Origin of the sequence: Brevibacillus nigriterrae (assembly GCF_049846925.1) — a bacterium.
Lineage (GTDB): Bacteria > Bacillota > Bacilli > Brevibacillales > Brevibacillaceae > Brevibacillus_H.
The window spans coordinates 23,393-47,132 of sequence record NZ_JBNCMT010000027.1 but is presented as its reverse complement, the minus strand read 5'-3'; the positions used below and the strand labels follow the sequence as shown (position 1 = coordinate 47,132).

General features: G+C 42.3%; 24 protein-coding genes and 1 pseudogene. 6 read left to right on the top strand and 19 right to left on the bottom strand.

The features are described 5' to 3' along the window. Nucleotides 1-279 precede the first annotated feature (279 nt). A complete protein-coding gene (locus tag ACPW7N_RS18880) occupies nucleotides 280-930 on the top strand; it encodes a glycoside hydrolase domain-containing protein (RefSeq protein WP_425652650.1) in 651 nt (216 codons plus the stop codon). A gap of 67 nt (nucleotides 931-997) precedes the next feature. Here ACPW7N_RS18880 and ACPW7N_RS18875 read toward each other — a convergent pair whose 3' ends face one another. The 8 genes from ACPW7N_RS18875 to ACPW7N_RS18840 all read right to left on the bottom strand — a co-directional run bounded on the left by ACPW7N_RS18875 (nucleotide 998) and on the right by ACPW7N_RS18840 (nucleotide 8,987). After that, entirely contained in the window at nucleotides 998-1,975 is a 978-nt protein-coding gene (locus ACPW7N_RS18875) for a PfkB family carbohydrate kinase (RefSeq protein WP_425652649.1), read from the bottom strand. A gap of 71 nt (nucleotides 1,976-2,046) precedes the next feature. Then, nucleotides 2,047-3,597 carry a DHA2 family efflux MFS transporter permease subunit gene (locus tag ACPW7N_RS18870; protein ID WP_425652648.1) on the bottom strand — a complete coding sequence of 517 codons (1,551 nt, stop codon included), beginning with the start codon at nucleotides 3,595-3,597 and terminating at the stop codon, nucleotides 2,047-2,049. A gap of 11 nt (nucleotides 3,598-3,608) precedes the next feature. Beyond that, nucleotides 3,609-4,829: an efflux RND transporter periplasmic adaptor subunit gene (locus ACPW7N_RS18865; protein ID WP_425652647.1), complete on the bottom strand. Its 1,221-nt coding sequence runs from the start codon at nucleotides 4,827-4,829 to the stop codon at nucleotides 3,609-3,611. A gap of 15 nt (nucleotides 4,830-4,844) precedes the next feature. Beyond that, entirely contained in the window at nucleotides 4,845-5,504 is a 660-nt protein-coding gene (locus ACPW7N_RS18860) for an efflux RND transporter periplasmic adaptor subunit (protein WP_425652646.1), read from the bottom strand. Then, nucleotides 5,501-5,938 carry a MarR family winged helix-turn-helix transcriptional regulator gene (locus tag ACPW7N_RS18855; RefSeq protein ID WP_425652645.1) on the bottom strand — a complete coding sequence of 146 codons (438 nt, stop codon included), beginning with the start codon at nucleotides 5,936-5,938 and terminating at the stop codon, nucleotides 5,501-5,503. The genes ACPW7N_RS18860 and ACPW7N_RS18855 overlap by 4 nt, the downstream gene beginning before the upstream one ends. A 154-nt stretch (nucleotides 5,939-6,092) precedes the next feature. After that, nucleotides 6,093-6,977 (bottom strand): EamA family transporter, encoded by an 885-nt coding sequence (locus tag ACPW7N_RS18850; RefSeq protein ID WP_425652644.1) that lies wholly within the window; start codon nucleotides 6,975-6,977, stop codon nucleotides 6,093-6,095. A 10-nt stretch (nucleotides 6,978-6,987) separates the two neighbouring features. After that, on the bottom strand, nucleotides 6,988-7,893 hold the full coding sequence (locus tag ACPW7N_RS18845) for a C40 family peptidase (RefSeq protein ID WP_425652643.1): 906 nt from the start codon (nucleotides 7,891-7,893) through the stop codon (nucleotides 6,988-6,990). A 2-nt stretch (nucleotides 7,894-7,895) separates the two neighbouring features. Beyond that, nucleotides 7,896-8,987 (bottom strand): dipeptide epimerase, encoded by a 1,092-nt coding sequence (locus tag ACPW7N_RS18840; RefSeq protein ID WP_425652642.1) that lies wholly within the window; start codon nucleotides 8,985-8,987, stop codon nucleotides 7,896-7,898. Between the two features lie 182 nt (nucleotides 8,988-9,169). On the opposite strand from ACPW7N_RS18840, the gene ACPW7N_RS18835 reads away from it, so the two are divergent. Beyond that, complete coding sequence (locus ACPW7N_RS18835) at nucleotides 9,170-9,670, top strand: hypothetical protein (RefSeq protein ID WP_425652641.1); 501 nt, start codon at nucleotides 9,170-9,172, stop codon at nucleotides 9,668-9,670. A gap of 84 nt (nucleotides 9,671-9,754) precedes the next feature. Here the strand turns inward: ACPW7N_RS18835 and ACPW7N_RS18830 are convergent, their stop codons facing one another. The 7 genes from ACPW7N_RS18830 to ACPW7N_RS18800 form a co-directional block, all read right to left on the bottom strand. Beyond that, nucleotides 9,755-9,991, bottom strand: a complete 237-nt coding sequence (locus ACPW7N_RS18830; RefSeq protein WP_425652640.1) for a CDGSH iron-sulfur domain-containing protein — start codon at nucleotides 9,989-9,991, stop codon at nucleotides 9,755-9,757. Between the two features lie 93 nt (nucleotides 9,992-10,084). Next, on the bottom strand, nucleotides 10,085-10,312 hold the full coding sequence (locus ACPW7N_RS18825) for a hypothetical protein (protein WP_425652639.1): 228 nt from the start codon (nucleotides 10,310-10,312) through the stop codon (nucleotides 10,085-10,087). Beyond that, the gene (locus tag ACPW7N_RS18820; protein ID WP_425652638.1) at nucleotides 10,309-10,857 is read right to left on the bottom strand and encodes a hypothetical protein; all 549 of its coding nucleotides are present in this window, start codon (nucleotides 10,855-10,857) and stop codon (nucleotides 10,309-10,311) included. The genes ACPW7N_RS18825 and ACPW7N_RS18820 overlap by 4 nt, the downstream gene beginning before the upstream one ends. A gap of 11 nt (nucleotides 10,858-10,868) precedes the next feature. After that, a complete protein-coding gene (locus ACPW7N_RS18815; protein ID WP_425652637.1) occupies nucleotides 10,869-12,389 on the bottom strand; it encodes a 4Fe-4S binding protein in 1,521 nt (506 codons plus the stop codon). A gap of 110 nt (nucleotides 12,390-12,499) precedes the next feature. Further along, nucleotides 12,500-13,897, bottom strand: coding sequence for a cbb3-type cytochrome c oxidase subunit I (locus ACPW7N_RS18810; RefSeq protein ID WP_425652636.1), 1,398 nt, complete (start codon nucleotides 13,895-13,897; stop codon nucleotides 12,500-12,502). A 37-nt stretch (nucleotides 13,898-13,934) separates the two neighbouring features. Next, nucleotides 13,935-14,315 carry a c-type cytochrome gene (locus ACPW7N_RS18805; RefSeq protein ID WP_425652635.1) on the bottom strand — a complete coding sequence of 127 codons (381 nt, stop codon included), beginning with the start codon at nucleotides 14,313-14,315 and terminating at the stop codon, nucleotides 13,935-13,937. A 98-nt stretch (nucleotides 14,316-14,413) separates the two neighbouring features. Next, a complete protein-coding gene (locus tag ACPW7N_RS18800; RefSeq protein ID WP_425652634.1) occupies nucleotides 14,414-15,706 on the bottom strand; it encodes a 4Fe-4S binding protein in 1,293 nt (430 codons plus the stop codon). A gap of 184 nt (nucleotides 15,707-15,890) precedes the next feature. Between ACPW7N_RS18800 and ACPW7N_RS18795 the strand changes: the two genes are divergently transcribed. Both ACPW7N_RS18795 and ACPW7N_RS18790 read left to right on the top strand, forming a co-directional pair. Next, complete coding sequence (locus ACPW7N_RS18795; protein ID WP_425652633.1) at nucleotides 15,891-16,097, top strand: hypothetical protein; 207 nt, start codon at nucleotides 15,891-15,893, stop codon at nucleotides 16,095-16,097. 92 nt (nucleotides 16,098-16,189) lie between these two features. Then, nucleotides 16,190-17,272 (top strand): HD-GYP domain-containing protein, encoded by a 1,083-nt coding sequence (locus ACPW7N_RS18790; protein ID WP_425652632.1) that lies wholly within the window; start codon nucleotides 16,190-16,192, stop codon nucleotides 17,270-17,272. A 339-nt stretch (nucleotides 17,273-17,611) separates the two neighbouring features. Here the strand turns inward: ACPW7N_RS18790 and ACPW7N_RS18785 are convergent, their stop codons facing one another. The 4 genes from ACPW7N_RS18785 to ACPW7N_RS18770 all read right to left on the bottom strand — a co-directional run bounded on the left by ACPW7N_RS18785 (nucleotide 17,612) and on the right by ACPW7N_RS18770 (nucleotide 22,964). After that, the gene (locus ACPW7N_RS18785; protein ID WP_425652631.1) at nucleotides 17,612-19,282 is read right to left on the bottom strand and encodes a serine/threonine-protein kinase; all 1,671 of its coding nucleotides are present in this window, start codon (nucleotides 19,280-19,282) and stop codon (nucleotides 17,612-17,614) included. A 769-nt stretch (nucleotides 19,283-20,051) separates the two neighbouring features. Then, nucleotides 20,052-20,426, bottom strand: a complete 375-nt coding sequence (locus tag ACPW7N_RS18780) for a DUF779 domain-containing protein (RefSeq protein ID WP_425652630.1) — start codon at nucleotides 20,424-20,426, stop codon at nucleotides 20,052-20,054. Nucleotides 20,427-20,490: 64 nt separating this feature from the next. After that, entirely contained in the window at nucleotides 20,491-22,011 is a 1,521-nt protein-coding gene (adh, locus tag ACPW7N_RS18775; protein WP_425652629.1) for an aldehyde dehydrogenase, read from the bottom strand. 215 nt (nucleotides 22,012-22,226) lie between these two features. After that, a complete protein-coding gene (locus ACPW7N_RS18770) occupies nucleotides 22,227-22,964 on the bottom strand; it encodes a metallophosphoesterase family protein (RefSeq protein WP_425652687.1) in 738 nt (245 codons plus the stop codon). A 126-nt stretch (nucleotides 22,965-23,090) separates the two neighbouring features. Between ACPW7N_RS18770 and ACPW7N_RS18765 the strand changes: the two genes are divergently transcribed. Together ACPW7N_RS18765 and ACPW7N_RS18760 are read left to right on the top strand one after the other, a co-directional pair. Next, nucleotides 23,091-23,420, top strand: coding sequence for an ASCH domain-containing protein (locus ACPW7N_RS18765; protein ID WP_425652628.1), 330 nt, complete (start codon nucleotides 23,091-23,093; stop codon nucleotides 23,418-23,420). A gap of 74 nt (nucleotides 23,421-23,494) precedes the next feature. Beyond that, nucleotides 23,495-23,740, top strand: a pseudogene (locus tag ACPW7N_RS18760) (hypothetical protein); the annotation flags it as partial.

The window sequence follows — 23,740 nt, the reverse complement described above, 5'->3', positions numbered from 1 at the left end:
ATAGTAAGGATTACAAACCAAAAGGTTTAAAAATTTTTTCAACTCTTTTTATAATAGCGTATAATTATTCTTTTTGTATGAATTCTTATAAAATAAAAACTTTAGAACTCATACTATTTTACCACTTTTTTCACTTTAATAACATTTATTTTGAATAAATCGATATATCATAGTGGCATTCGCCTTGTCTCCGATTCAGTCTCCACGGACATATAATACAAAATCTACAGAAAGCAAGAATAGGATGCTTCCAAACTTGGTACAAAGGAGACGTGCACGATGGTGGCTGCTTTGTGGGGCGTCGATTCGGCAGCAAGAGTAACAGAAACAATATATGAATGTGTCCGCAGAAATTATGGTGTCCCTGCGTATTGGGGGCGGTATCTTACAACAGTTCCCGGTGCGGCTGATGGGTTAACTACGAATGAGATATCATTTTTACATCGAAAAGGAATCAAAATTCTCCCCGTCTACAGTGCTTTCAGGAGAGCAGTCGGCTTTGCCAATGGTCAAATTGTTGCAAGAAATACGCTTTTTCACGCCAGGCGGTTGCGAATCCCGAGAGGTACTGTAATCTTTGCCAATGTGGAGCGCTTCTTTGAAGTGGATGAAGGCTGGATACGCGGCTGGGTGAATACATTTCTCCCCAGCGGTTATCGGCCGGGAATCTATCATGACCCTGTTACAGGTAACTTCAATGCAGCTTTTTGTGCTGCCGCTGCTCGTGATCCAATGGTGTCCAGGCGAGCGATTCTCTGGAGTGCAGAGCCTGACCCAGGTGTCACTTCCAAGCAAAAAGCTCCTCCGTTCGCTCCAACAAAAGTAAATTGCCCTGCTAATGTCCTCATTTGGCAGTATGGCAGAGACTCACAAACCTGTCCAATTGATACGAACCTCCTAGATAGTTCGATGTATCGGTATTTATGGTAACGAAACAGCTTGTATAAAAGGAAAAAGCCCAAATCAGGGCTTTTTTTCGTGTTACGTCGTGTAAATTTTATGGTGTGCAGCTAGGAATGCCTATTCCCAGGATTTCTTTCACTTTCTCATCTGTATCCACTTTCGTATTCAGAACAGGACAAGTGCTTTCCGCATGTTCGATCGTCCAGCCAGCAACTTTTGTGCCGACATAGGCAGCTTCTTGAATACTAGCACCACGTACCAATGCAGCAACAGCGCCGGAGAAAAAGGAATCCCCTGCACCACTCGAATCAGCGACTTTAACCGGATAAACGGGCTGAAATCCTGCAGTGTCTGTGTTGGCATCATAAAACACACTGCCTTTTTCACCAAGAGTCGCAATCATTTGGGAAATACCCGCTTGTTTGGCAAAGCCAGCAAGGATCACTTGTTGCTCTTCAAGAGTGCTTTCTGAGAAGTCCTCTCCAGTCAACAGATCAACCTCGTAGTTATTGCAAATAAAACAAGCCATGCCCCTTAGCACTTCACGATGCTTTAAAACAATATCCAAATTGCCAGGAATACCGTAGACTGGAATACTGTGCTTTGTAGTCAACTCCAGCACCCGTTGAACGATTTCAATATTCAAATCAATCTCAAGTACGAGGTGGCTTGATCTGGCAATGATTTCTTCACCGTGCGCAGTTACGAGATTTTCAAAAACAGCCAAATCGGGCATCTGGGAAATCGATCCTGCCAATTCTCCGTTCTCATTCAAGATCGCCAACCACCACCCCATGCCGTTCACTTGAGACGGTTTGGTAAAAGCTGTATCAACTCGCAGACTATCCAGACGGTCTGTCACTTCTTTACCCATGGCGGAATCATCGACGGTGGACACGAAAGAGGTTGAGATACCAAGGCGTGCCAGGTTCTCAACCACATTTCGCCCTACACCCCCATGAACGAACTGAACCCGCCCCAAATTGCGAGTAAGTGGTGCATACTTTTGAAAAGGAAAACCTTTACAATCAACAAACACGGTTCCAACAACAGAGACTTGCGGGTTATTCAAAATCGGTCAACTCCAATAAATATATATCGTCCATCATCCTATATCAGTATAGGAACAGTGGGATGAGTTGTCTAGACCGATTCTTTTCTTTTGCGCAAAAGAAACAGTAACGGAAGACAAAGAAATACAGGAATGGCTGAAGCAACGAATGTATCTGCGATTGCTCGTACTGCCGCTTCCTTGACAATTAAGCCACCCAGAATCTGCGAAGCGAATCCTCTTCCCGTTATCGCATCGACCCCATATTGTCCGTATAGACCCGTAAGCGTTGAGATAAAGTCTGTCGCCCAAATATTCGTAGAGGTAACCGAATCGTTAATTTGTGCAACATGGTAGTTTTGACGTTGTGTCATGATCGTGGTCAAAATAGCTATCCCGAAAGAAGCCATAACCTGACGGATTACATTGGAGACCGAAGAAGCACGCCCCACTTGTTCTTTTGCGATGGTAGCCATACCAACAGTCGTCAGAGGCATCATACACAATCCGATCCCCAGACCGCGAATCGTCAGGATCGTATTCAACCAATGATTTGGTGTTTGTTGCGTCAGCATGTGAAGTTCATAAGTCGTAATGCCCAAAATCGATATCCCGACTAATCCCAGAGGCACAACGCCAAATTTGTCAAACAACTTGCCGCTGATCGGCATCATGAATGCCATAGCAATGGACTGTGGCATCAGCAGCAATCCGGTATCAATCGGAGTCAACCCCTGAATGTTTTGCAGATAAAGTGGAACGAGGAAGACCCCGCCGAACATCCCGATCATAACCAAACCGGATGTTAGCGTACTGATTGCGAATATCGGATTTTTGAAAAACCGCACATCCAGCACTGGTTGGTCGGTTCCTAGTTCGACAATCACGAGGAGTACCAAACTAAAGAACGCCACAATCAGGAAGCTGACAATCATGAATGAGTCCCAGCCCTCTGACTGTCCTTTACTCAGTGCGTAAAGCAATGTACCAAAACCGATAATCGACAGGATCGCACCGGGAAAGTCAAACTTGAGATTTTCCTTGATTGGTGTTTCTTTCAACAGAATCATACCGAATATAACCGAAATGATCCCAACTGGTACATTCATGAAAAACAACAGACGCCAACTAAAATACTCAATCAAATAACCACTTAGTGTTGGGCCGACTGCTGGAGCGACCATCGCGGCAACTCCCCAGATCCCCAACGCCATTCCGATTTGATGCCGTGGAATCAGCATGTAGATGATTGCCATACCGACTGGCATGATCAATCCCCCGCCAACCCCTTGGACAATTCGGAAGATGATAATACTCGTGTCATTCCAGGCAAAGCCACAAAGCAATGATCCGAGCACAAAGGCGATCAGCGATCCAAGAAACACTTTTTTGTAACCAAAGCGATCCCCCAGATAACCGCTCAAAGGAATAACAACGGCAGAAGCAAGCATGAACCCGGTGAGTACCCATTGAATCACTTCAGTCGTTGAACCGAAAACCGTAACCAGTTCTGGTAACGCTACATTGATTAAACTATTGTTAAGAACACTGACGAACGTTCCCATAATGATCGCAATCAAGGCAAGCCATTTCTGGGAGCTGTTCTCTTCTTTCACTGTTTGATTCTCTACTTGTTGAGACACGTACGCCCCCCCTAGTTGTTGCTAACCTGGACTTTGGCTCCGTCACTCAGTCGATTGCTCGGATTGATTACGATTTGGTCACCCTTATTGATACCAGCAGTAACCTCAACCCAGTCTGGGTTAATCTCTTTGATTTGAACTTCTACTTGTTTCACCTGATTGTCTTGCTGTTTGAAGACAAAATGCTTGCCTTCCTTGTTTACCAGAGCAAAAGCAGGCAATTCCAAATTGTTGGATGAATCAAAGAAACGCAAATCTACCAACATGCCTCCACGTAATTTTCCTTGATGCTCCTTCACTTTTACCTTAATTGGATAAAGGTTGGTCGCAACATCAGATACAGGGCTGACGAATGTAACTTCTCCTTCGATGGTTTGTTGGAAGGAAGGTCCTGTCGATACAATGACAGATGATCCTACTTTCAGGTGTTGTACTTGCTCTTGGCTCACGTTTGCAACAATTTGAATATCACTAACCGTAACGATTGTCATCATCGATGTAGTCGGTTGAATCACTTCACCCAAATCGATGTTTCTTTTCACCACAGTTCCGTTAATTGGTGACTTAATCACCGTGTTTGCTAATGAATCTTGTGTCAAAGCCAACCCTGATTGCAAACGCTCCACTTCGGAAGCCAAGGCTGCAACGGAGTTGGATGTCGGCCCAGCTTGAGCAAGGTCGAGTTGAGCTCTTGCCTGATCTACGGCTGTACGTTTACGATCCAATTCAGCAGAAGCTTTGTCTAGATCGTTTTGGGCAATCGCACCGCTTCCGAACAGTGCCTGCAACCGTTTAAATGATTTTTGTTCAATTTCATAAGCAGTCTGTGCCTGTTCTACTGTACTTTTCAGCCGATTAATCTCTTCTGGTCTTGCACCAGCTCTCACATCCGCCAATTTTGCATTCGCAGAAGCTATCCCAGCTTGGGCTTGTTTTACCTGTTGAAGATAATCACTTGATTCCAATTCAGCAAGGACGTCACCTTTTTTAACGACTGCTCCCTCTTCAACAAGTACTTTGGCAATCTTCCCGCCAATTTTGGAATTGACCGTCACTTCTTCATTTGGTGCTACTCTACCACTCGTAACAAAACCTGAATGATAAACCGATCCAGCCGTGACCGTATTCACCGTCATAACTTCATCAATTGGAGCGCTTGCTTGTGTCGTGCAACCCGATACTGCCAGCATGGCGGACAGAATGCCGATGGATAAAATTGATTTCGTTCTCATACTGTTTGTCCCCCCTTAGTTCCCGTTCACATGAACTTTGATCGCTGTATTCATACCTGGATACAAGTCAACTTCATGTGAATCATTGATGGAGATCTTGACAGGAATTCGTTGCGTCACCTTAACAAAGTTCCCACTTGTATTAATTGCCGGAATTAATGAAAAAGTTGAGTTCGTCGCATGTCCAATCTCACTGATTTGACCGTGCAACTCCTTGCCAGGGAAAGCATCTACAGTAATATCTACTGGCTCTCCCACACGCAAGCGGTCGATTTCGGTTTCTTCGATGTTGGCTGAGACATACAACTTTTTGAGATCAACAACTAATGCAGCGTTTTGACCCACAGTAATTACTTCACCTGGGCGTACCAATGTTTTGATCACGGTCCCATTAATCGGTGAGCGAAGAAGGCTTAAATCCAGGTTATTGGATGGTACGGTCGTGCGGTCTAACTGACCAAGAATTTGATCTGCAAGGACTGCATCGCCTTCCTTGACATCAACAGAAGAGATTTTACCGGACATCCGTGGCAAGACTCGATAAAGATCACCAGCTACCCGTGCGTCCTCTGTTTTGATAAAGTTGGCAGATTGATACCAATAATAATAACCAACGCCTCCACCTACTACGAGGAAGAGTGCCAGGATGGTCATGAGAATTCCTTTTCGTTTCATGAAATCTCCTCTACTTTCTTTTCTAATTGTTGCGTTAACAGTTTCAATGTTTTATGGAAGGTTTGGAGTTCTTCTTCTGAGAGCTCATCGAATACATGTGTGTACAACGTCTCAGTCAACTCTGTCAGCTTTTCGCCCAATTCTTGTACTTTATCGGTTTTTCCGATCCATACGACACGACGATCTTCCTCATCCCGGATTCGCTGGACATATCCATTTTTTTCAAGGCGATCGATAACGCCAGACGTGGTGCTGTAAGATAAATCGACTCCTTTACTGATTTGACCGATGGTTTTCGGGCTACAAATTATTTCACGAATAACAAAAGCTTGAGAGCGAGTAATGCCTAATTTGCTTAACTCATGGCCAGTAATTATGTTAAACTGTTTGGTTAGTTTCTTCAGATCATCACGAATGGATGAAACGATAGTCAATTTATTCCCCTCTTTCCATCAGATATTTCGAATGCGAAATTTTTGAGCACGAAACAAATAGTAACTCTTTTTTTAACGTTGATCAAGTGAAAATTTTTGAAAGTAAAAAAAAGAACCAATCGAATTGCTCGATTAGTTCTTTTAAAATCCTTCTTTAATTTGTCTGTGACTGTGTTGCTTTTCTCCGTCTCAGCTCAGGAATTGCAATAGCAATTAATATGAGGATGACACCAAGCCATTGCAAAAGACTCACTTCTTCACGGAGTACCATTCCCGACAAAAGAACAGCTACCGGTAATTCAGCAGAACCGAGGATGGTCGCCATACCCACCCCGATTTTTGGAACCCCTATGGAAAACAACAGCGTCGGGATCATGACACCAAAGAATCCCAACAAAAATACCCATTGAAATAGTCCCTCGAACAGGGCGCCACTTACAAGAAATTTTGGTGGAAAGACTAGAAACACAATGAGTACAGATCCTATACTCATCATTGTGCTTCTGCTCCACGAATCGACTGTTGTAGCGACCTTCCCGCTAAACAGGATGAATAATGTGTAAGTCAGGGCTGACAGCAAGCCCAGTATGATTCCACTGATTGAGAAAGAGCTTGCTTCAGACTCCATCACTCCCGCAGCAAGAATGGTTCCCACCAGGATGATCAGTAGCACCAGCCATTTTTCTTTGCTCGGCCATTTACGATCAATAATAGCCTCAAAAAGTACACCAATCCAGGTGAATTGAAACAGCATGACAATGGCCATAGATGCACTCAAATATTGCAAGCAGGCATAATATAATATACCTGTCGATCCAATCGTCAATCCGACACCCATCAGTTGAAACCATTGCTTTCTGGTCATCACTGATTTTTTGATAAATAACCAAGGGAGCACCATGAACAAGGCTCCAAAAAACATTTGACCGCCTACTACTTCCCCTACCTGAAAGCCTTCCTGATAGGCAAGTTTTACAAATGTAGAGAGGATTCCGTAGCTGCAAGCGCCCAAAAATACAAAAGCAATAAAACGAAACATGATTCTCTCCTTACCAATATCTTCTCGAGATGCAATGCTCAACCTCATATGCTGAACCCTTGATCGAAATGATTTCAATTGTTTTTCCCGTATTTGGTGCGTGGATCATTTGTCCGTCACCGATATAAATGCCGACATGATGCACTCGACCCTTTCCTTCCTCGAAAGCGAAGAAGACCAGATCTCCCGGCAACAGTTGATCCGGTGCTATCTCTTGACCTGCTCTTGCCTGATTAGATGCGTCACGTGGCGTCTTGATTCCGTTCGCTTTGTGCATGGAATGGGCAAATCCTGAGCAATCATATCCGAATGCTGACGTACCACCCCACAGATAAGGAAGCCCAAGAAATCTTTTCGCTTGTTCTACAATACCCTGCCCATTACCCACCGGAACAGCTCCAGGATATACTGTGACATCCTCATTTCTCAGCAATCTTCTTCCAAGTGGTGTTGCTACTGTTACCAACTGATCGCTTTCTTCCAGAACAGGCAATTGGGTTACATAACTGATTTCAAAATCTTTTGTGCCCTCTGAAAGATAAAGGAATGCCGTATCGGCGGTAACAACTGCAATTTGGTCAGGGGACTGTGCAAAATCATCGGTGATTGGACTAAGCTGACGGAGCGGTACCCAGCCTGGATAACCTCTCTCATCTTTTATGGATGGCTGATCGGCAACCACGATATAGGCCCAATCTCCATTCACTTCTACTACTTCTACATTTGTTCCAAACAGCACCTGTGTCTGATCCTTGTCCTTGTCATACAACGTATGTCGATCTTCTATTGTCATTGAGAGCCATCCTCGAATATCAGCAGGCGATTGCAAAGCTGGTTGATCGACTGACTCTGGTGATGATGGTGTAGTCCAAAGCGTTGCAACTGACACGTTTACGGTCATCCATTGTTTTTGCATTGTCATCTCTCCCCATCAGAAACAATTTTTTTGATCCCAAGGCCACGCTCACTTGGAAGTGTCATTCGTCTTCCTTCATATATTACTCCGCCTTCTATTAAATCACTGATCAGCATGAGTGGTGCGTCAAAATCAAACCGGGTTATATTTTTCTGACTGGCCGCCAGGTGAGCCGCAGCCGTGATACCTAAGCGTGACTCTATCATACTGCCTACCATGCACTCTACTCCGCATTCTTCCGCCATTTGGCTGATCCGCAACGCTTTGTATATCCCACCTGCTTTCATCAGTTTAATGTTAATCAGATCGGCAGCACGATTCGCTAATACTTCAAATGCTTGTTTGGGGCTAAAAATACTTTCATCCGCCATTATCGGAGTGTCTACTCCATCCGTAACCATTTTCAAGCCAACGACATCATGTGCCTTTACTGGTTGTTCGACTAATTCAATATCCAGGCCCATATCTTCCATTTTCCGAATGGAGCGAACGGCCTCTTTGGCACCCCATCCTTGATTCGCATCGAGGCGTATCTTGATTTGATTACCAACACGGTTGCGAATCTCCTGAATTCGTACAATATCCTGATTAATATCGTCTTTCCCCACTTTGATCTTTAGGACGTTAAAACCATCTTTTATGTACTGATCAGCATCATTGCCCATTTCTTCAGGTGAGTTGACACTTACGGTATAGTCGGTTTCCAATTGATTGCGATATCCGCCAAGAAACTGGTACAGCGGCAAACCACAGTTCTGTGAAATGCAATCGTATAATGCCATATCAACGGCAGCTTTCGCGCTTGGATTCGCAACCAAAACAGCGTGCAAGGTTTGAAATACTTGTTCGTACAGAACGAGATTTTTCCCTACCAATGCAGGCTTAAGAGTATGTAAAATGGCTGATTCAATACTTTCTAGACTATCTCCGGTGATCACGACAGTTGGAGGAGCTTCGCCGTATCCAATAATACCGTTGTCACAAATGACCTTCACAACGATCATATGAGCTACTTCTACGGTTCGGAGGGCTGTCTTGAATGGTTTTTTTAATGGAATGGCGTGGCGTTGTACGTCAATTTCACGAATAAACATGGATTTCCTCCATTTTCAGTTTTTTCACTCGTTTCTTACTTTACCTTATTTATCGATTTCATACTAGAACCTGTTCGAAAAGGAAGAGAGAAACGCTTATCTTTGCATGTAATAGGTAAATTGGGACATACTTCTAAAGGCAGTTGTATGCCATTAGAAGAACAAATTGGAGGAGACCCTACATGAATCAGTGGCAAAATCAAAATACCCATCTCCATCTGGCAAATGCCCATCGTCAACAAGCAAATTACCATCAACAGCAAGCCCAACTCCATCATGAGCAAGCAAATGCCCATGCTCGATCCCACAACTGGTCTGTTCAGCGTACTCAAACTGGATACACTGGCGGAAATACATGGCAAGTCGGAACAACAGGTCAAACATTGCCTAACTGGCAAACAGCGAATGCAAATCAGCAAAACTTGTATACGAACCAATCTGTGCAATCTCAATGGAATAATCCTCGCTATACTGCTAGCAATAATCAGGTATCTCCGGCGGCACTGGTCTTCCACGGTCAAATTAGCCCGGAAGCAATGCGCTCGATCCAAGAGTACCAAAATCCATATAATCAACAGCGTGGCTCTCAACAATTTACGAGTCCTATGTCTCAACATGCACAACATGCAACAGACAATGCAACGTCCGTGTACCGCACAATCGGTCAATACTTCAACACATAAGATGTTAGTCTTCACAAAAAAGGCATCCACGAACAGTTCATCGACTGTCATGAATGCCTTTTTTTATTTTATTGGTGCTTGTTACTAATCTTTCTTATGGCTGCCATCGCAATACGGGAGCTTCTCTGATTTCCCACATCCACAGATTTTCGCTACTCTTGGTTCTACCACTTTGACCAGGTATGGTCTTTTCCCTGTTTCTTTCCCCATGTGTGAACCGTCACAGTACGGTCCCTCTTCCGTTAACCCACAGGCGCAGTACTCTTTTAAGCCAGGCTCTTCATTCACGATATATGGTTTGTTCTTATCATACATTGCCATCTCTCATGCTCCCTTGCTCGTTTGATCATCTCGTATTATACCATAAACAATCCTTTTGAGAGTGAGAGAGGACAGGCACTTCAACACTTCCATTTATGACAGTGTTTCTGTAGATGTCTCTTGACTATCCTGATTATCAACAATCGGTTTCTTTCGCATGATCAGATAAAAAGTGCCGCCAAGAGAACCAAGAATAATCCCCCACTCTGCAATCGCAGATGCGAGATGACCATCTCCATCTCCCCAGTGAGCAGATACAGGTGAAGAAAACAACGTCAGTGCCATTAAAAGAAACCAGCTAAAAGTAATTTTACGCTTCACGTTAAGCCCTCCCTACGCTTTTTAATAATCGACACACTAATCAGCAGCAAAATAATGAGGAACAAGTACCCTTCCACCACTAACCTCGGTGGTATTGGTTGTCCCAGGGCATTTTTATCCATTGCAAGAATGCTCTCATCTTTCAGCACGTTATCATACCCGGGGATCGGCTTCATGACATGAATCATGTAATGTCGTAAGTCCAATTCATTTTCATGTCCGATCTCCACTCGCATATCAGACATGCCTAATGAAGGAAACATCACATTTCCTGAATAGTGACCAGGCTTGGTGGACGTTAATGAGTAGCGATATTTATTTCCGGCAGCATCAGTAACTGTTATTCCTACTTTTGCACCGATTGTTGGCAACCCTGTCTTTGTTCCGATTAACTTGACCAACACTTCAGCCTCTTCATTCTGGTCTGGCATATCCGGATCCATCGTCAAAGTCATATTTGGTGGGTCAGTGTGAGCATACGAAGCTGTTGCTCCAGAGAAAACCAGTAATAAAGCCCAACACAAGCAAACTATCCAGTTTTTCATCGTCACACTCCTCACATACTCGTTCTCATTTCCATCGGCTGTGCAATCAAATACAAGCTGATCACGGAGTAAACAATCATGGCGATGACCATCGGGAGTTCATCCTTAAATGATCGGTTTTCTCCATAGGTCACGGCTGCCACCTTGTGGCTAATGATTAGCGACCAGACATGGCCTACGAGCACAAAAACTACTTGCCACAACCAGATTGCTTCCATAGAAAGCAGCGGGCCGATTCCAAGGTCTCTCGTACCAAACAAATTCCAGCCAAATCCAAATGGGTCCGAAATCACCGAGAAGACTTTACCGCCCTCCATGGAAAAGTGCATCAAATTGTGTGCTAAATGGTAAAACAATGCGATTGGCAGTAAGGAGTAAGCTTGTTTGATAAATATTTCTTTCAACGTCTTGATTTTCTTCATGACGATATGGGTGAGATAAATCGTCAGATAGTAGTAAAGCCAGACAACGACTAATGATACAGCCATGCCGATAGTGAAAGCCATTGTATAATTAATGCCGAGAAGTTGTTCGATCCAATCAGTGAAGGTATACCATACAGGAGTCATCGTTAATCCGTGAAAGGATGTCATGGCCAGCATGATCAAAATCAATGCCGCTTCATCTTTTCGGCTTTGATGAACTTTCAGCAAATCAACTCCAAAGGGACGAAGCTGTACAGTTGCATTATTTTTCGTACAGGTCTTCACACATTCCATACAAGTAATACAATATGTGTTCTTTTCCATGCTGCCCAGATACTGATAAGTTGGACAAGCATATCCAAGCTGATTTCCATTGTAACAATCTTTGGTTGTGCAAGTAGCACATATATTTTTATCCCTTGCTCGCACTTCGATCGGTGAGATGAGTGCATACAGCCCGCTGATTCGACCAATGAGGCAAGCATACCGACAGAAAGACTTGCGATCAAAGATTACTGTAGCAAAGATTGACATAAACAGGATTACGAGCGCCAGGTACGCAGTTACAGCAGGTTTGCTGGTAACTCCCCAGCCAAGCTCAAGCCAGGTCAACAGTAGAAATAACCCTGTCGCAAAATAAATATTTCTCCAAAACTTCGGCCATTTCTGGCTCAACGAAAATACACTTTTCCGCACCTTGTGCAGATGAAGCTTATCGATCCAGGTAGCAATTGCATCCCACGGGCAGATATAACACCATAGTTTGCCAGCAAATAAGATAAACAAGACAAGTACTATCCACCAGATGGTCCAGGTAAGTACCGTTGACAAGTTCAAGCTTGCATCCTGAATACCAAAAAGACCTGTTGCAATGATAAACAAAAACAGAAATACAGTGAACATTTGCAAGATTAGCCTGGTCTTCCTCGAACGAATCAACCGAGACACCCAGGGAAATCGAAGCAAATCAAAGGTCCAATAGCCTGACCCAGAAGTTGTTGATACCCGTTGGTAGCGAACCAACAGATAAAAAGAGAGTGCGAGAATGATTGCAACTCCGATTGTAAAAATGTAGGTTGGGATCCCCGGCATGACATGTCCGTTCATTTGTAGCTCCCTCTCTTCTTGTTACACCCGCTGATAGCAGAACATCTGTATGAAAAAATAGGAGAAGGGTCTGTCACTTTTGACAACAGACCCATAATTCAGAAATTGACTTACGCTGAACGCGTAGTAGAATCAATTCCTTGTGAGCGAGAAATTTTTATTACTTTGTAAATGTTAATCGCAAATACAATCGATGCCAACGTGGTCACGGCACCCGAGAATGCACGAGCAACGAGGTAAGGCTTAATGGCCTCATGAACCGTGTAGAAGTTTTCGCCATCCATTGTACCCTCGATAATACCTGCAATCGTGAGTGGAATGAACATTCCGAGGAAACCGATCATAACCAGCCAGTAGTGAAGACTTGCCATTTTCTCGTTGTAGCACTCGCCCCAATAGGTTTTGACCATCCAGTAAACGATGGAGAACATACCGAATGAGATAAAGCCTAAGAGCGCCAAGTGAGCATGACCTACTACCCACTGGGAACCATGTACAAAGTCGTTGATGAAACGGATCGATTGTGAAGAACCTTGGATACAGTTCATTACATAGAAGATCATCGTTGCAACTACGAATTTACCTACTACGCCAAGTGATTTTTGGCTGTTTCTTACGCTTACTGTGATGATGTAGAACCAGATGAACGTAGGAATCAACATACCTACACTCGTCCACTCACCCATCAGCTTCCAGAACATGTTTACCGGTGCATCTTTGTACAACAAGTGGTGCAATACGGAAGGCGGAATGAAGACAGCTACGAACCAGAAGTGAACTTTACTTAACACTTCAGGATATACATGCTTGCCTTCTGTACCAGTTAATTTCGGAACCATAAAATAGAAGATACCTTGTAAGCCAAACATGAACCAACCGTTTACTTCATTGTGAGCAAAGGTCCAGATAGCGAGATTGTCGCGTACGCCTTCCCACGGAATAAAGTTACACCATACGAAGTTAAGGCCGAGATAAAGGATAGACAATAGCAAGAAGTTAAGAACAGGCGAATGCTCAGGAATATTCCCTTTGAATACAGTGGTGAAAATATTTACTGCAAAAATGACCCAAACGACTGCGATTGCAGCATCTACCCAAATGACAGGTTCAAGATATTCACGTCCGTCAAGTTGTCCGCCTAAAATGGAAACAGCAACCAGGACAATACCTACATGCATCAGGTAGTAATGAAGGTTACCCATCGCTTTGCTGAACAGGTCGCGTTCAACTACTCGTGGAATGATGTAATACATCGCTCCCATTAGAACCATTGATAACCAACCAAAAATAATGACTTGCAAGTGAAGTGCACGCATTTCAATAAATCCGAATGCTCCAGGAATGGCATCAGGAGCAACCAATTTGATACTCATGATAATCCCCAGTACTGTGACGAGGATCAGGTAAAATGCACTGGTCAACAAAAACTTCTTTGCAACATTGTCAGCGCTTGCAAAACTGATATTTGAACCAGCGTTGTTCTTTAATGCGGTAGAAAGCTTAGCCATTTTCCCCCACCTTTCTTGATTGGGTTGATTTTACGAATTAACGGTCAATTGGTTTGTTAAATGTGCTCAACCATTGAGAAAGAGTTTGAATTTCTTCTTTTGTCAATCTGTCTTTAAAAGCAGGCATGATTTTGGTTCCGTTGGTGATATACGCTTCAATTGCTTGTGCATTCATGCGTTTGCCAACTTCATCAAGCTCAGGCCCAGTAACTTGGCTTTGTTGTCCACGGTAGCTATGGCATGCATAGCATCCTGCAGACTGGTAAAGACGAGCCCCTTCTTTCTCTATAGCTGAGTTACCCCAATAAGGAGCGCCATGATCAGGAGCAAGACCTGCATCGACTGTCGTAAACCCTGCTACGAGGAAGAGCAACAGCAGCAAAGTGCCGCCACCAACGCTAAGGATTAAATTTTTCATAAGTTTCTCCTTCCTTTCTGGTATGTGAAAAACAAGGTGAACCTCCGCTGTACATCCGCTTTTTGTCGCTTTCACCTCCTTCAAATGAATGCAAGCGATTAGTACACGTAATAAACTGTTTTTGTCACATCAATACTTTCTCCGGTGTTTGACAACAGATTGATCTGAATCGTATATCTCCCTGACGGCAGTTTTGCGTTCGGAACAATCTGTACAGTGTCCTCAAATTTAGAAAGTGGTTGAATGTTGAAAGTGGATGGCTTCACGGCAAATTCCGCTTGAATCTGTTGCATACCGGGACTGGTACCGCTTTCAAGTGCCTTAACTTCGATTGTGAAATTCTGCTCATGCTGCGTGCGATTAACGATTTTCAGTTCATAGGGAACACTGCCTGAAGTTGAATTCTCTGTTGAGGTGGTGGTCGAAGCGGTTGTATCCTGCTGTAACTTGATTGCGAGGTCAACACCATCGTCAATCGTTACACCAACCAGGAGGATTCCGCTGAATAAAACAAACACAGCTCCCATTACAATCGTTTTGAAGTCAAAAAGCGGTAACTGTTTCTCTTGCGGGTTTAGAGGCTGAAAACCAAATGACAAGCTGTTGATCGATCTCTTTGCAATCCCTTTTGCAGCCAGCTTCTCTGCTTTGACACCACAAGCGACGATACATTCAGCACAGTTGATACAGGGGTCGGACGTTGTTAGTTCTCTTGGTTTTAATTTCATTAAACATGCCTTGTCGCACAGGTTACAATCGATGCACTGATCCGGGTCAAAGGTGATCCTCAGTGCTTCGTTCTTCTTGGCCTTTTGCTGCATAATTCCATACGGGCACATTGATTGACAAAAGCTGTGTCTGATGATGAGCAAGTCAATTAAGCCGACTACACTGAATTTTGCGAACAGAACAAGATACCAAGTAGGTGGCCCCAGTGTGATCCATGACCAAATCACCTTAGGTGCAACAAAGAATGAAACGAGTAAAGTGTAAAATCCCAACATCAGCGGAACGGACAAAAGCAGAAAGACAACTACGTGTGCCAATGCTGATATTTTTTTGCCGCTGCTCTTTACTCGCTTGAATTCCTGCCATTTCTTGATGATGTGGTCACCCAACTCTGACCAAGTTGTCTGAAAACACATCCATCCACAGAAAATTCGACCAAAATTTCTGGCAATTAACGCTAAAATAATAAGTGTTAGTACAAATGCGATTAGTGCTAAGTAGAGCTGGTTGATAAAGAAATACTTACCCAAAATAACAAAGCGACTTTCCGCCATATCCAATCGGAAAATGTCGAATATCGGAGTGATCGTCATAACAATCAAGAAAAGTATCTGGGTGAGATGACGCATTCGCTTTGTACTTCGGATAGATTGGTGACTCATGTGGACTTCCACCCTCTTTCCGTATCTAGGCTGTTTCTCCTTTAAATATGAATGATATGTAAAATTTTCGGATATGATAAATTTCACAGTTCACAAAGTTTTAATAAAAAACAATATTTGCACCATTTTGGAATTGTAATTGTTGCAAATATTTGAATTTTTTTCGTAAAGGGAGGATTTTTACATGTATGGATACATCATGTTTATCGGTTCTGTTCTCGGTACACTGATTGGGGGTGCCTGGCTAATTTACTCTTTTCTTCGAGTTGGAAAGGTAAAGTGTGTTGATTGCGGTACCCTGATTTCAACATTTAAGAAGTACATCGTCTGTCCACAATGCGGCTCCAAATTTGCAAAAAGGCGAAGTCAAATCTTCCGTGTAGAAAAATAAAATTCTGACATATCTTTCTAGTAATTGTTAAAATCTTTTATTATAATAGGGATGCTATTTTGGCTTATTCAGACAGAAGGTAGGTTTTTTGCTTGCGAAAATTACATATTAGTACCGTAAAACCGGGAGACAGAATTGCCAAAACAATTTTTACTGAAAATGGGAATGTTCTTTTAGGTACGGGAGTCGAGTTAAGTGAGAGGTTCATTGAACGTTTGAAGAATATGGGGATTGATACCCTGTACATTGAGGATAAAAACACAATGGACATTTTCCCGGAAGATATTATCCGGGATGAAACGAGGAAAAAGGCTGTTGAAAGTATTCACAAGACCTTAACGACTCTGATGGATTGCCCCGTTGTCAAGGGACGTACCAGTTTGCCGGATTTGGGAAAAACCTTCCGTTCTGTCTTTGGTGAGATTCTAACAGACATTAGTTCTCGCAAAGATATTCTGGTCAATTTGACCAACTTACATATACTAGATGGCTATTTGTTTCACCACTCTGTAAACGTGGCAGTACTTGCCGGGATTATGGGGATTTCGAAAGGATACAATCGTGATCAGTTAATTGAGCTTGGTGTAGGAGCCTTGTTGTTTGACATTGGTATGACGCAATTGCCAAAAGAATTGTGGAACAAGAAAGGTCCGTTAACGGATGAAGAACGCAAAAGGGTCGGCAACCATACTGAAGATGGCTACCATATTCTCAGACAACAACACGATATCTCTTTATTGTCTGCCCACTGTGCTTTGCAGCATCACGAACGTTTTGCCGGTACTGGTTACCCTCGTGAGCTGCGTGAACAGGAAATACACGAATATGCTCAGATTATTTCGATCGCAGATGTGTATGATGCATTAATTTCCCCTCGTTCTTATCGGCAGGGATACACACCAAATGAGGCCACTGAGTTCTTGATGGCTACAGGAAATTCACTTTTTGATCTGAATTTGATAAAAATCTTCTTGCGACATGTATCTGTATACCCAATCGCGACCACAGTATTGCTCAATACGGGCCAAGTTGGTGTTGTCTCTCATGTTGACCCGCTTGCTGTCCACAGACCAATCATTCGCGTCATTCAAGAACCAGATGGCTCTCCTGTACGTTCGCCATACGAACTTGACCTAAGAAAAGAACTCCACCTCATCATCACAAAAACGTTATAAGAACACCCAAACGATCAAAATCACAAATAAAGAGGCGCTTCTTTCATAGAAGCACCTCTTTTTGGGTCTACTTTCAAAAAGGTCAGACCATCTTTTCGAATAATATCTTCCCTATCAAAATGCACATACATGTCTTACTATATCGCATCCAACATTAGAATATGTACTTTCATATAATTTATGGAAAAATCACCAAAAATCACTTTGCTGAAGAATCAATTTTTTTTTTGTTTCCTTTACTACAGTCCATTGCATGCTATAAGTACATTAGTGGAATCACTGTAACATTTAAATAATATACACTTCAGAACAATAAGTCATATTTTAAAAAACTTTTTATTAATAATCATTTAAGACAAAACGGATTTCCTGAGGGTAATCCCCATCACTCATCCATTCTTTTATTTGTTCTACATAATTTGAAAATTCATCTTCAATTAAAAAACTTACCTGTTTAGCCAATTGACTGCTTTTAGGAATGGAGCTAATAGTTGCTTTGATTAAATGCTGCGCTCTGAATCGATTATAGTGCGTGGCATGTGTAAGTAGCTGTTGAATCATATCTAACCTATTTTTATCCTTTGTAAAGGAGTAAAACATGCTGGCTATTGTATCATCAATACTTTTCCAAATCTCATATGGATACCCAATTGAATTGTTAAGCTGTTCCAGATTATCTCGTAATACAGACAAAAATGGACTAATTACTTCTGGAGAGTTTTTACAACATATGTCTAGAACATTTCTCGGGATAGAGAGAAATGGTTTAATAAAATATTGATAAACTCTATTACTAGATTCGGACTTCGCCAAAGCAAGTAAATCTAAAACATATGTAGCATCTTCTTCTGCTACACCCGTGTAAACATAGCTACTCAAACTGTCAAAAGATTGAAATTGCGGAGAACGCATTCTCTTAATAGTATGCTCGATTGCATCCCGAAACTCATCAATGGATTGATATCGTTCATGTCTTCTATCTCTCATTGCTTTATCTACAATTCTATGTAGCGTTACATTTTCTGTAAAACGATATAAAGGCGATTTATTTGAAAGGATAAAATACAGGATTCCACCTAAAGAGAATATGTCGGATAAATGATCTGCGTCAGCAAGTTTATTACTTTGTTCCGGAGCTGTGTAATCTTGATGACCTAATCCATGAACAGAATGACCTGTCTTAAAGGATTTAGATTGTAAGTCTTTTGCTAAACCAAAATCTGCAATTTGAATCGATGGTAAAGTGCTATTTTCACCCGCTTGAAACATCAAGATATTTGAAGGCGCTAGGTCTCTATGGAATTTATCATGTTTATGCAAATATTTTACACCATCAAGTATTTTCAAAAACAATTGAAGTCTATCTTCTTCCGATGCATTCTGGTTATTATTTATCCATTCTTGAAGTGAGAAATCCGCTAGAGGCATTGTGAACCAATATGGTTGTTTTTCAAGTTGTGCTTCATAAATTGGAATAACATTTGGATGATTAAATTCCCTCATCATACGTACTTCTCTCTTAAAGCGAACTGCAAATTCTTCTCCTTCGGTACCATAAATTGTACTTAACACACTCGACGGAAACATTTCTTTACACGCAACAAAATCACTTTTCTTTATATCAATTCCTTTAAAAACAGTTGCAAAAGCTCCTCTTCCTATTTCCTCTGGCTGTATAAGACCATTCCTTTTATCCAAACGATAATATTCTACGAGAAAAGTCTTAAGAGGGTCGAGATCCCTGCTAATTATGTCTTCAACATTATGTTTCGAATATTTATACTTACCTTCCTTAATTCGTCTATTCAACCATTCTATATTACTATTCAATGTTGAGGATAATCTTGAAACATTTCCTGCTTTTGTTATTTTTAACAACTCTTCTACAATTTTATTGATTCTATGTACATATGAAACCACTAGATTATGATCATCCATTTCCAATAAGGGTAACAATTTTTCTGCTAATTCTTTAATCTCATCTACACATTTTAAAGCAGAGATTAACATAAGTTCCTCCATAGTATTGAAATTGATTTTTACACTCGAAGTTACTGCTCAACAATTCCTAACAATTACACTTGAAAAAATTTAAGACAGGTAATTAATTTGAAACCAAAAATTAATTATTTTTCATAACAAAGGATTTTTTTGTGTTCCTTACAAAAAGAAAAACCGCCAATGATATGAACGGTTAAACCATTGATCTCAGTTAGTTAATTAACGAGAACATTTATGTAATAGGTTTTAATTGCCCTTTTGTTATACTTAAATTTCTTATAATTCGTCTTATTTTATTGTGTTATCATATCACTGATCACTTATCAGAATGTTGAATCCTTTGGTCAAAGACCTCTTCCCAAAAAGTAGAGTAATCCAGACTCAGTCGTATCACAGAACGGGATAGGCAAAGTTTCGATGAAATTATACCATTTTTTACTTCTCCATAAAATACCACCATTGTAACCAAATGATTTTTGAACATATTAACAAATTTTTAAGAATCAACCCATCTATTTTTCGAACAAATCAATGCTGAGGATGCCTTTTAAAGTTATTGTTTCTTTCTCGCGAAAATATGTCATACGCAGCATACAAAAAACAACCACAATAGGTGGCTGTTTATAGAAGTTATTTGATATTTATTGAATTCTAGAATATTTTTCATATCTCAAACCTTCTGAAATTGGCACTATAACTTTGCGGATTCTCACATTTTTTTGTCTCAAACTATCTGAGTCCAATCTCACACTTCATGACTGGCTTCAGTTTGCTTTAGCTATAGCTCTCCCCTATCCCGTAACAGCGCATATTCCTCATCGCTAAAAACTCGAGAGCGTGTGAGAAATCGCAAACCTTCTGGACCCTCCAAAGAGAACATGCCCCCTCTACCTTCCACCACATCAATAATCAGTTGCGTATGCTTCCAGTAATCATATTGTGCTTTGCTCATGTAAAACGGAGCTCCACCGATTGTTCCCAACAGAACATCGTACTCACCAACCAGAAATTCATTGGCTGGATAGCACATCGGTGAACTGCCGTCACAACATCCGCCTGATTGGTGAAATAACAAGGGTCCATATCTTTCTTTTAGCCGATCAATCAGTTGGAGCGCTTTATGGGTCGCCATAACCTTCTGAACACTCGCCATGGGAAGAGCCTCCTTGCAAAACATTTTAAGCGCCGGTTGAAGAGAGGGTCATGAACAGCTTTTTTTAGAAGAAGCCTAATGCATCTTCACTGTAGCTGACAAGCAGGTTTTTGGTTTGCTGGTAATGAGACAACATCATTTTATGTGTTTCCCGACCGATTCCCGATACTTTGTAGCCACCAAATGCTGCATGTGCCGGGTAAGCATGGTAGCAATTGGTCCATACACGACCTGCCTGAATTTCTCTGCCCAGTCTGTATGCCGTATTACCATCACGAGTCCACAAGCCTGCACCTAATCCATACAAGGTGTCATTGGCAATTTCCAGTGCTTCATCCGAATCTTTGAACGTTGTCACGGAAACAACCGGTCCAAAGATCTCTTCCTGGAAGATACGCATCTTGTTGTTTCCTTTGAATACCGTTGGTTTGATATAATAGCCATTTTCAAGATCACCTTCTAGCGTATTCCGTTCTCCCCCAATTAAGCACTCTGCTCCCTCTTGGCGACCAATCTCAAAATATGAAAGGATTTTCTCAACTTGTTCTTGTGATGCCTGGGCACCAATCATGGTGTTTAAATCAAGCGGATTTCCTTGTCTGATTGAGGCAACTCTCGCAACGGCACGCTCCATGAACTGATCATAAATCGATTCCTGAATGAGCGCACGAGATGGGCATGTGCATACTTCCCCTTGATTCAGTGCGAACATAACAAAACCCTCAACTGCTTTATTAAAGAAGGCATCGTCTTGTTTGCAAACATCTTCGAGGAAGATATTTGGAGATTTCCCGCCCAACTCCAGTGTGACAGGGATAATGTTGTGTGAAGCATATTGCATGATCAATCTGCCTGTCGTTGTCTCTCCCGTAAAGGCAATCTTGGAGATTCGATTGCTGGAGGCAAGCGGCTTACCCGCTTCCAGACCAAAACCATTTACGATATTTAACACACCTGGAGGAAGCAGGTCCTCTATTATTTCGGTGAGAACAAGGATAGATACAGGCGTTTGTTCAGCTGGTTTGAGTACTACGCAGTTCCCAGCAGCAAGTGCAGGCGCCAGTTTCCATGCAGCCATCAAAATCGGGAAATTCCACGGAATGATTTGGCCGACTACACCAAGCGGCTCTTGAAAGTGATAGGCTACCGTTGTATCGTCAATCTGACTTAGCGTACCTTCCTGTGCACGGATGCAACCAGCGAAGTAACGGAAGTGATCGATTGCAAGAGCAATATCTGCTGCCAGTGTTTCACGTACTGGCTTGCCGTTCTCCCATGTTTCTGTAACCGCTAACAATTCTTTGTTTTCTTCCATTCGAGAGGCAATGGCTAATAGAATACCTGAGCGCTCTGCGACGGATGTCCGCCCCCACTTGTCTTTGGCAGCATGGGCTGCATCCAGTGCCTGTTCAATATCCTCAGCGGTTGAACGAGCGACTTCACAGTAGACCTGACCGGTAACCGGTGTGATGTTATCGAAGTACTCGCCTTTGACTGGTGCTGTCCACTGTCCTCCGATGTAGTTGTCATACCGCTTTTTGAATGTGATGAGAGATCCTGCTTGTCCCGGCTGGGCATAAATCATAAGCCTATTACCTCCCTTTTCTGTGGAAAACGCCTCTGCGTTTTTCCATTAAGTTGGTTGACCGCCTGGGGGCAACGCATTTCATTTAACTTTCCTTATGTAGTTGCCACCCAGACATCCTAGTAGAGCATATGTGCAGCAAATCAAAAAAGAACTTGATGTAAAAAGAAAAAAAGAACCTTTCTCGGGGAAGAAAGGTTCCTTGTTACATCCTGTTATTTGGCTGGTATAAAAGGGCTTTTTGCTTGACGAATGACTCGAATCATCGTTTCCGCATTTGGATATTCACCCGATGTAAATTGTTCGACGACCTTATCTAAATCGTATGGTACCCGTTCAATGGTTGCACGGTATCGATTATTTTCGGCTTCCACAACTGCATACGATGCAAGCGGCAGCCCGTCAAAAGGAAGACCGACACTGCCTGTATTTATCAGGCATTTTCCGTTCATATAGCGTACGTAAGGCAAATGGATATGAGCATATACCGTTATGGCTGCCTGCTCTGACAAAATCTTTGTCTGAAGTTGCTCTACGGATGCATCAGGTAGCACGATATCGAACAGACTCTCTTTTGTCGCATGAAATGCGTGTAGTCGAAGGGAATCTGTCAATTGCAATTGAAATTCATCAGGAAGATTACGCAAATAGATAAGATCACTCTCATCAAGCCGATCGATCGTCCATTCTCTTTCCCGGTTCATCATTTCCAACAAATCTTCTCGCACTTCACCTGCCTGTACACCTCTGACGGTCCATTCATCTGCATTTCCTTTTATGACAGTCGTTTGAAGACTTTGCACAAGTTGAATCGATCTCTTCGGTTCAGGACCTCGATAGGCAATGTCTCCCAAAACATAGATTTGATCAATTCGTTGTTTTTCGATGTCAGCCAGTACTGCTTCAAGGGCTACGGCGTTTCCGTGAATATCAGAGAGAAAGGCTATTCTGATCATTATTTATTCACACTCCTCGAACATCCAGTTATTGGTGTTATGTATAACGTTATATTATAATGGTACTGAACTCAACCTCGAGTTTGTGATTTAAGTCCGTTTCAACCGACAAGGAGGATGTTTATGACAGAAAATTTGCCACCAAAAACCTGTACCATTGACCGTCTCGTTACCCTTGAGGAAGATATTCAACGTGTTTTAAATGGAGAAAAAACTGCTACTCGTCGCAATGGGCGGTATGCTGATCCAGGAGAAATCATGGAACTCAATGGGAAGAAGTTCGAGGTACATAATGTGTATCAACAAGCACTTGGCGAGTTGACTGATGCGGACGCTAAAACAGAAGGGTTCGCTGACGTGGAAAGCTACAAAAACTACATACTATCCATGCACCCGGGAATGCCGTGGATTCCCCAAGCGAGAGTGTGGGTCCACGAATTTCGGGCAGTTTAAAAAGAAAAACAGTGTAGAGCCCAAGAGGCCTGCACTGTTTCTTTGTTTGTTGTCATTGTATCGGAGGAAAAATCATGTATTTATTTCTTGTTAATATACACATCGTAAGCGCCATCGTCTCCACCATTCCTGTGTTGCTCTTCATCCCTATCCTGATCGAGCTGCGTAGAGCAACGGTTTCAAGAAGGGCAGATTTGCTTGCGATCTACAGTAAAATTGTATGGGTTATAAAGCATGCTGGCCATGTATTAATCACAAGCGGGGTGCTACAGATTTGGGTAGGAGGATGGTCTGTCTTTACTCCCTGGATTCTGTCATCG

Excerpts from the sequence above, each read along its gene's own strand:
- ACPW7N_RS18880 (WP_425652650.1), top strand. The coding sequence starts at position 280 with ATGGTGGCTGCTTTGTGGGGCGTCGATTCGGCAGCAAGAGTAACAGAA.
- ACPW7N_RS18865 (WP_425652647.1), bottom strand. The coding sequence starts at position 4,829 with ATGAGAACGAAATCAATTTTATCCATCGGCATTCTGTCCGCCATGCTG.
- ACPW7N_RS18860 (WP_425652646.1), bottom strand. The coding sequence starts at position 5,504 with ATGAAACGAAAAGGAATTCTCATGACCATCCTGGCACTCTTCCTCGTA.
- ACPW7N_RS18850 (WP_425652644.1), bottom strand. The coding sequence starts at position 6,977 with ATGTTTCGTTTTATTGCTTTTGTATTTTTGGGCGCTTGCAGCTACGGA.
- ACPW7N_RS18845 (WP_425652643.1), bottom strand. The coding sequence starts at position 7,893 with ATGCAAAAACAATGGATGACCGTAAACGTGTCAGTTGCAACGCTTTGG.
- ACPW7N_RS18840 (WP_425652642.1), bottom strand. The coding sequence starts at position 8,987 with ATGTTTATTCGTGAAATTGACGTACAACGCCACGCCATTCCATTAAAA.
- ACPW7N_RS18835 (WP_425652641.1), top strand. The coding sequence starts at position 9,170 with ATGAATCAGTGGCAAAATCAAAATACCCATCTCCATCTGGCAAATGCC.
- ACPW7N_RS18830 (WP_425652640.1), bottom strand. The coding sequence starts at position 9,991 with ATGGCAATGTATGATAAGAACAAACCATATATCGTGAATGAAGAGCCT.
- ACPW7N_RS18820 (WP_425652638.1), bottom strand. The coding sequence starts at position 10,857 with ATGAAAAACTGGATAGTTTGCTTGTGTTGGGCTTTATTACTGGTTTTC.
- ACPW7N_RS18815 (WP_425652637.1), bottom strand. The coding sequence starts at position 12,389 with ATGAACGGACATGTCATGCCGGGGATCCCAACCTACATTTTTACAATC.
- ACPW7N_RS18810 (WP_425652636.1), bottom strand. The coding sequence starts at position 13,897 with ATGGCTAAGCTTTCTACCGCATTAAAGAACAACGCTGGTTCAAATATC.
- ACPW7N_RS18805 (WP_425652635.1), bottom strand. The coding sequence starts at position 14,315 with ATGAAAAATTTAATCCTTAGCGTTGGTGGCGGCACTTTGCTGCTGTTG.
- ACPW7N_RS18800 (WP_425652634.1), bottom strand. The coding sequence starts at position 15,706 with ATGAGTCACCAATCTATCCGAAGTACAAAGCGAATGCGTCATCTCACC.
- ACPW7N_RS18795 (WP_425652633.1), top strand. The coding sequence starts at position 15,891 with ATGTATGGATACATCATGTTTATCGGTTCTGTTCTCGGTACACTGATT.
- ACPW7N_RS18785 (WP_425652631.1), bottom strand. The coding sequence starts at position 19,282 with ATGTTAATCTCTGCTTTAAAATGTGTAGATGAGATTAAAGAATTAGCA.
- ACPW7N_RS18780 (WP_425652630.1), bottom strand. The coding sequence starts at position 20,426 with ATGGCGAGTGTTCAGAAGGTTATGGCGACCCATAAAGCGCTCCAACTG.
- adh (WP_425652629.1), bottom strand. The coding sequence starts at position 22,011 with ATGATTTATGCCCAGCCGGGACAAGCAGGATCTCTCATCACATTCAAA.
- ACPW7N_RS18765 (WP_425652628.1), top strand. The coding sequence starts at position 23,091 with ATGACAGAAAATTTGCCACCAAAAACCTGTACCATTGACCGTCTCGTT.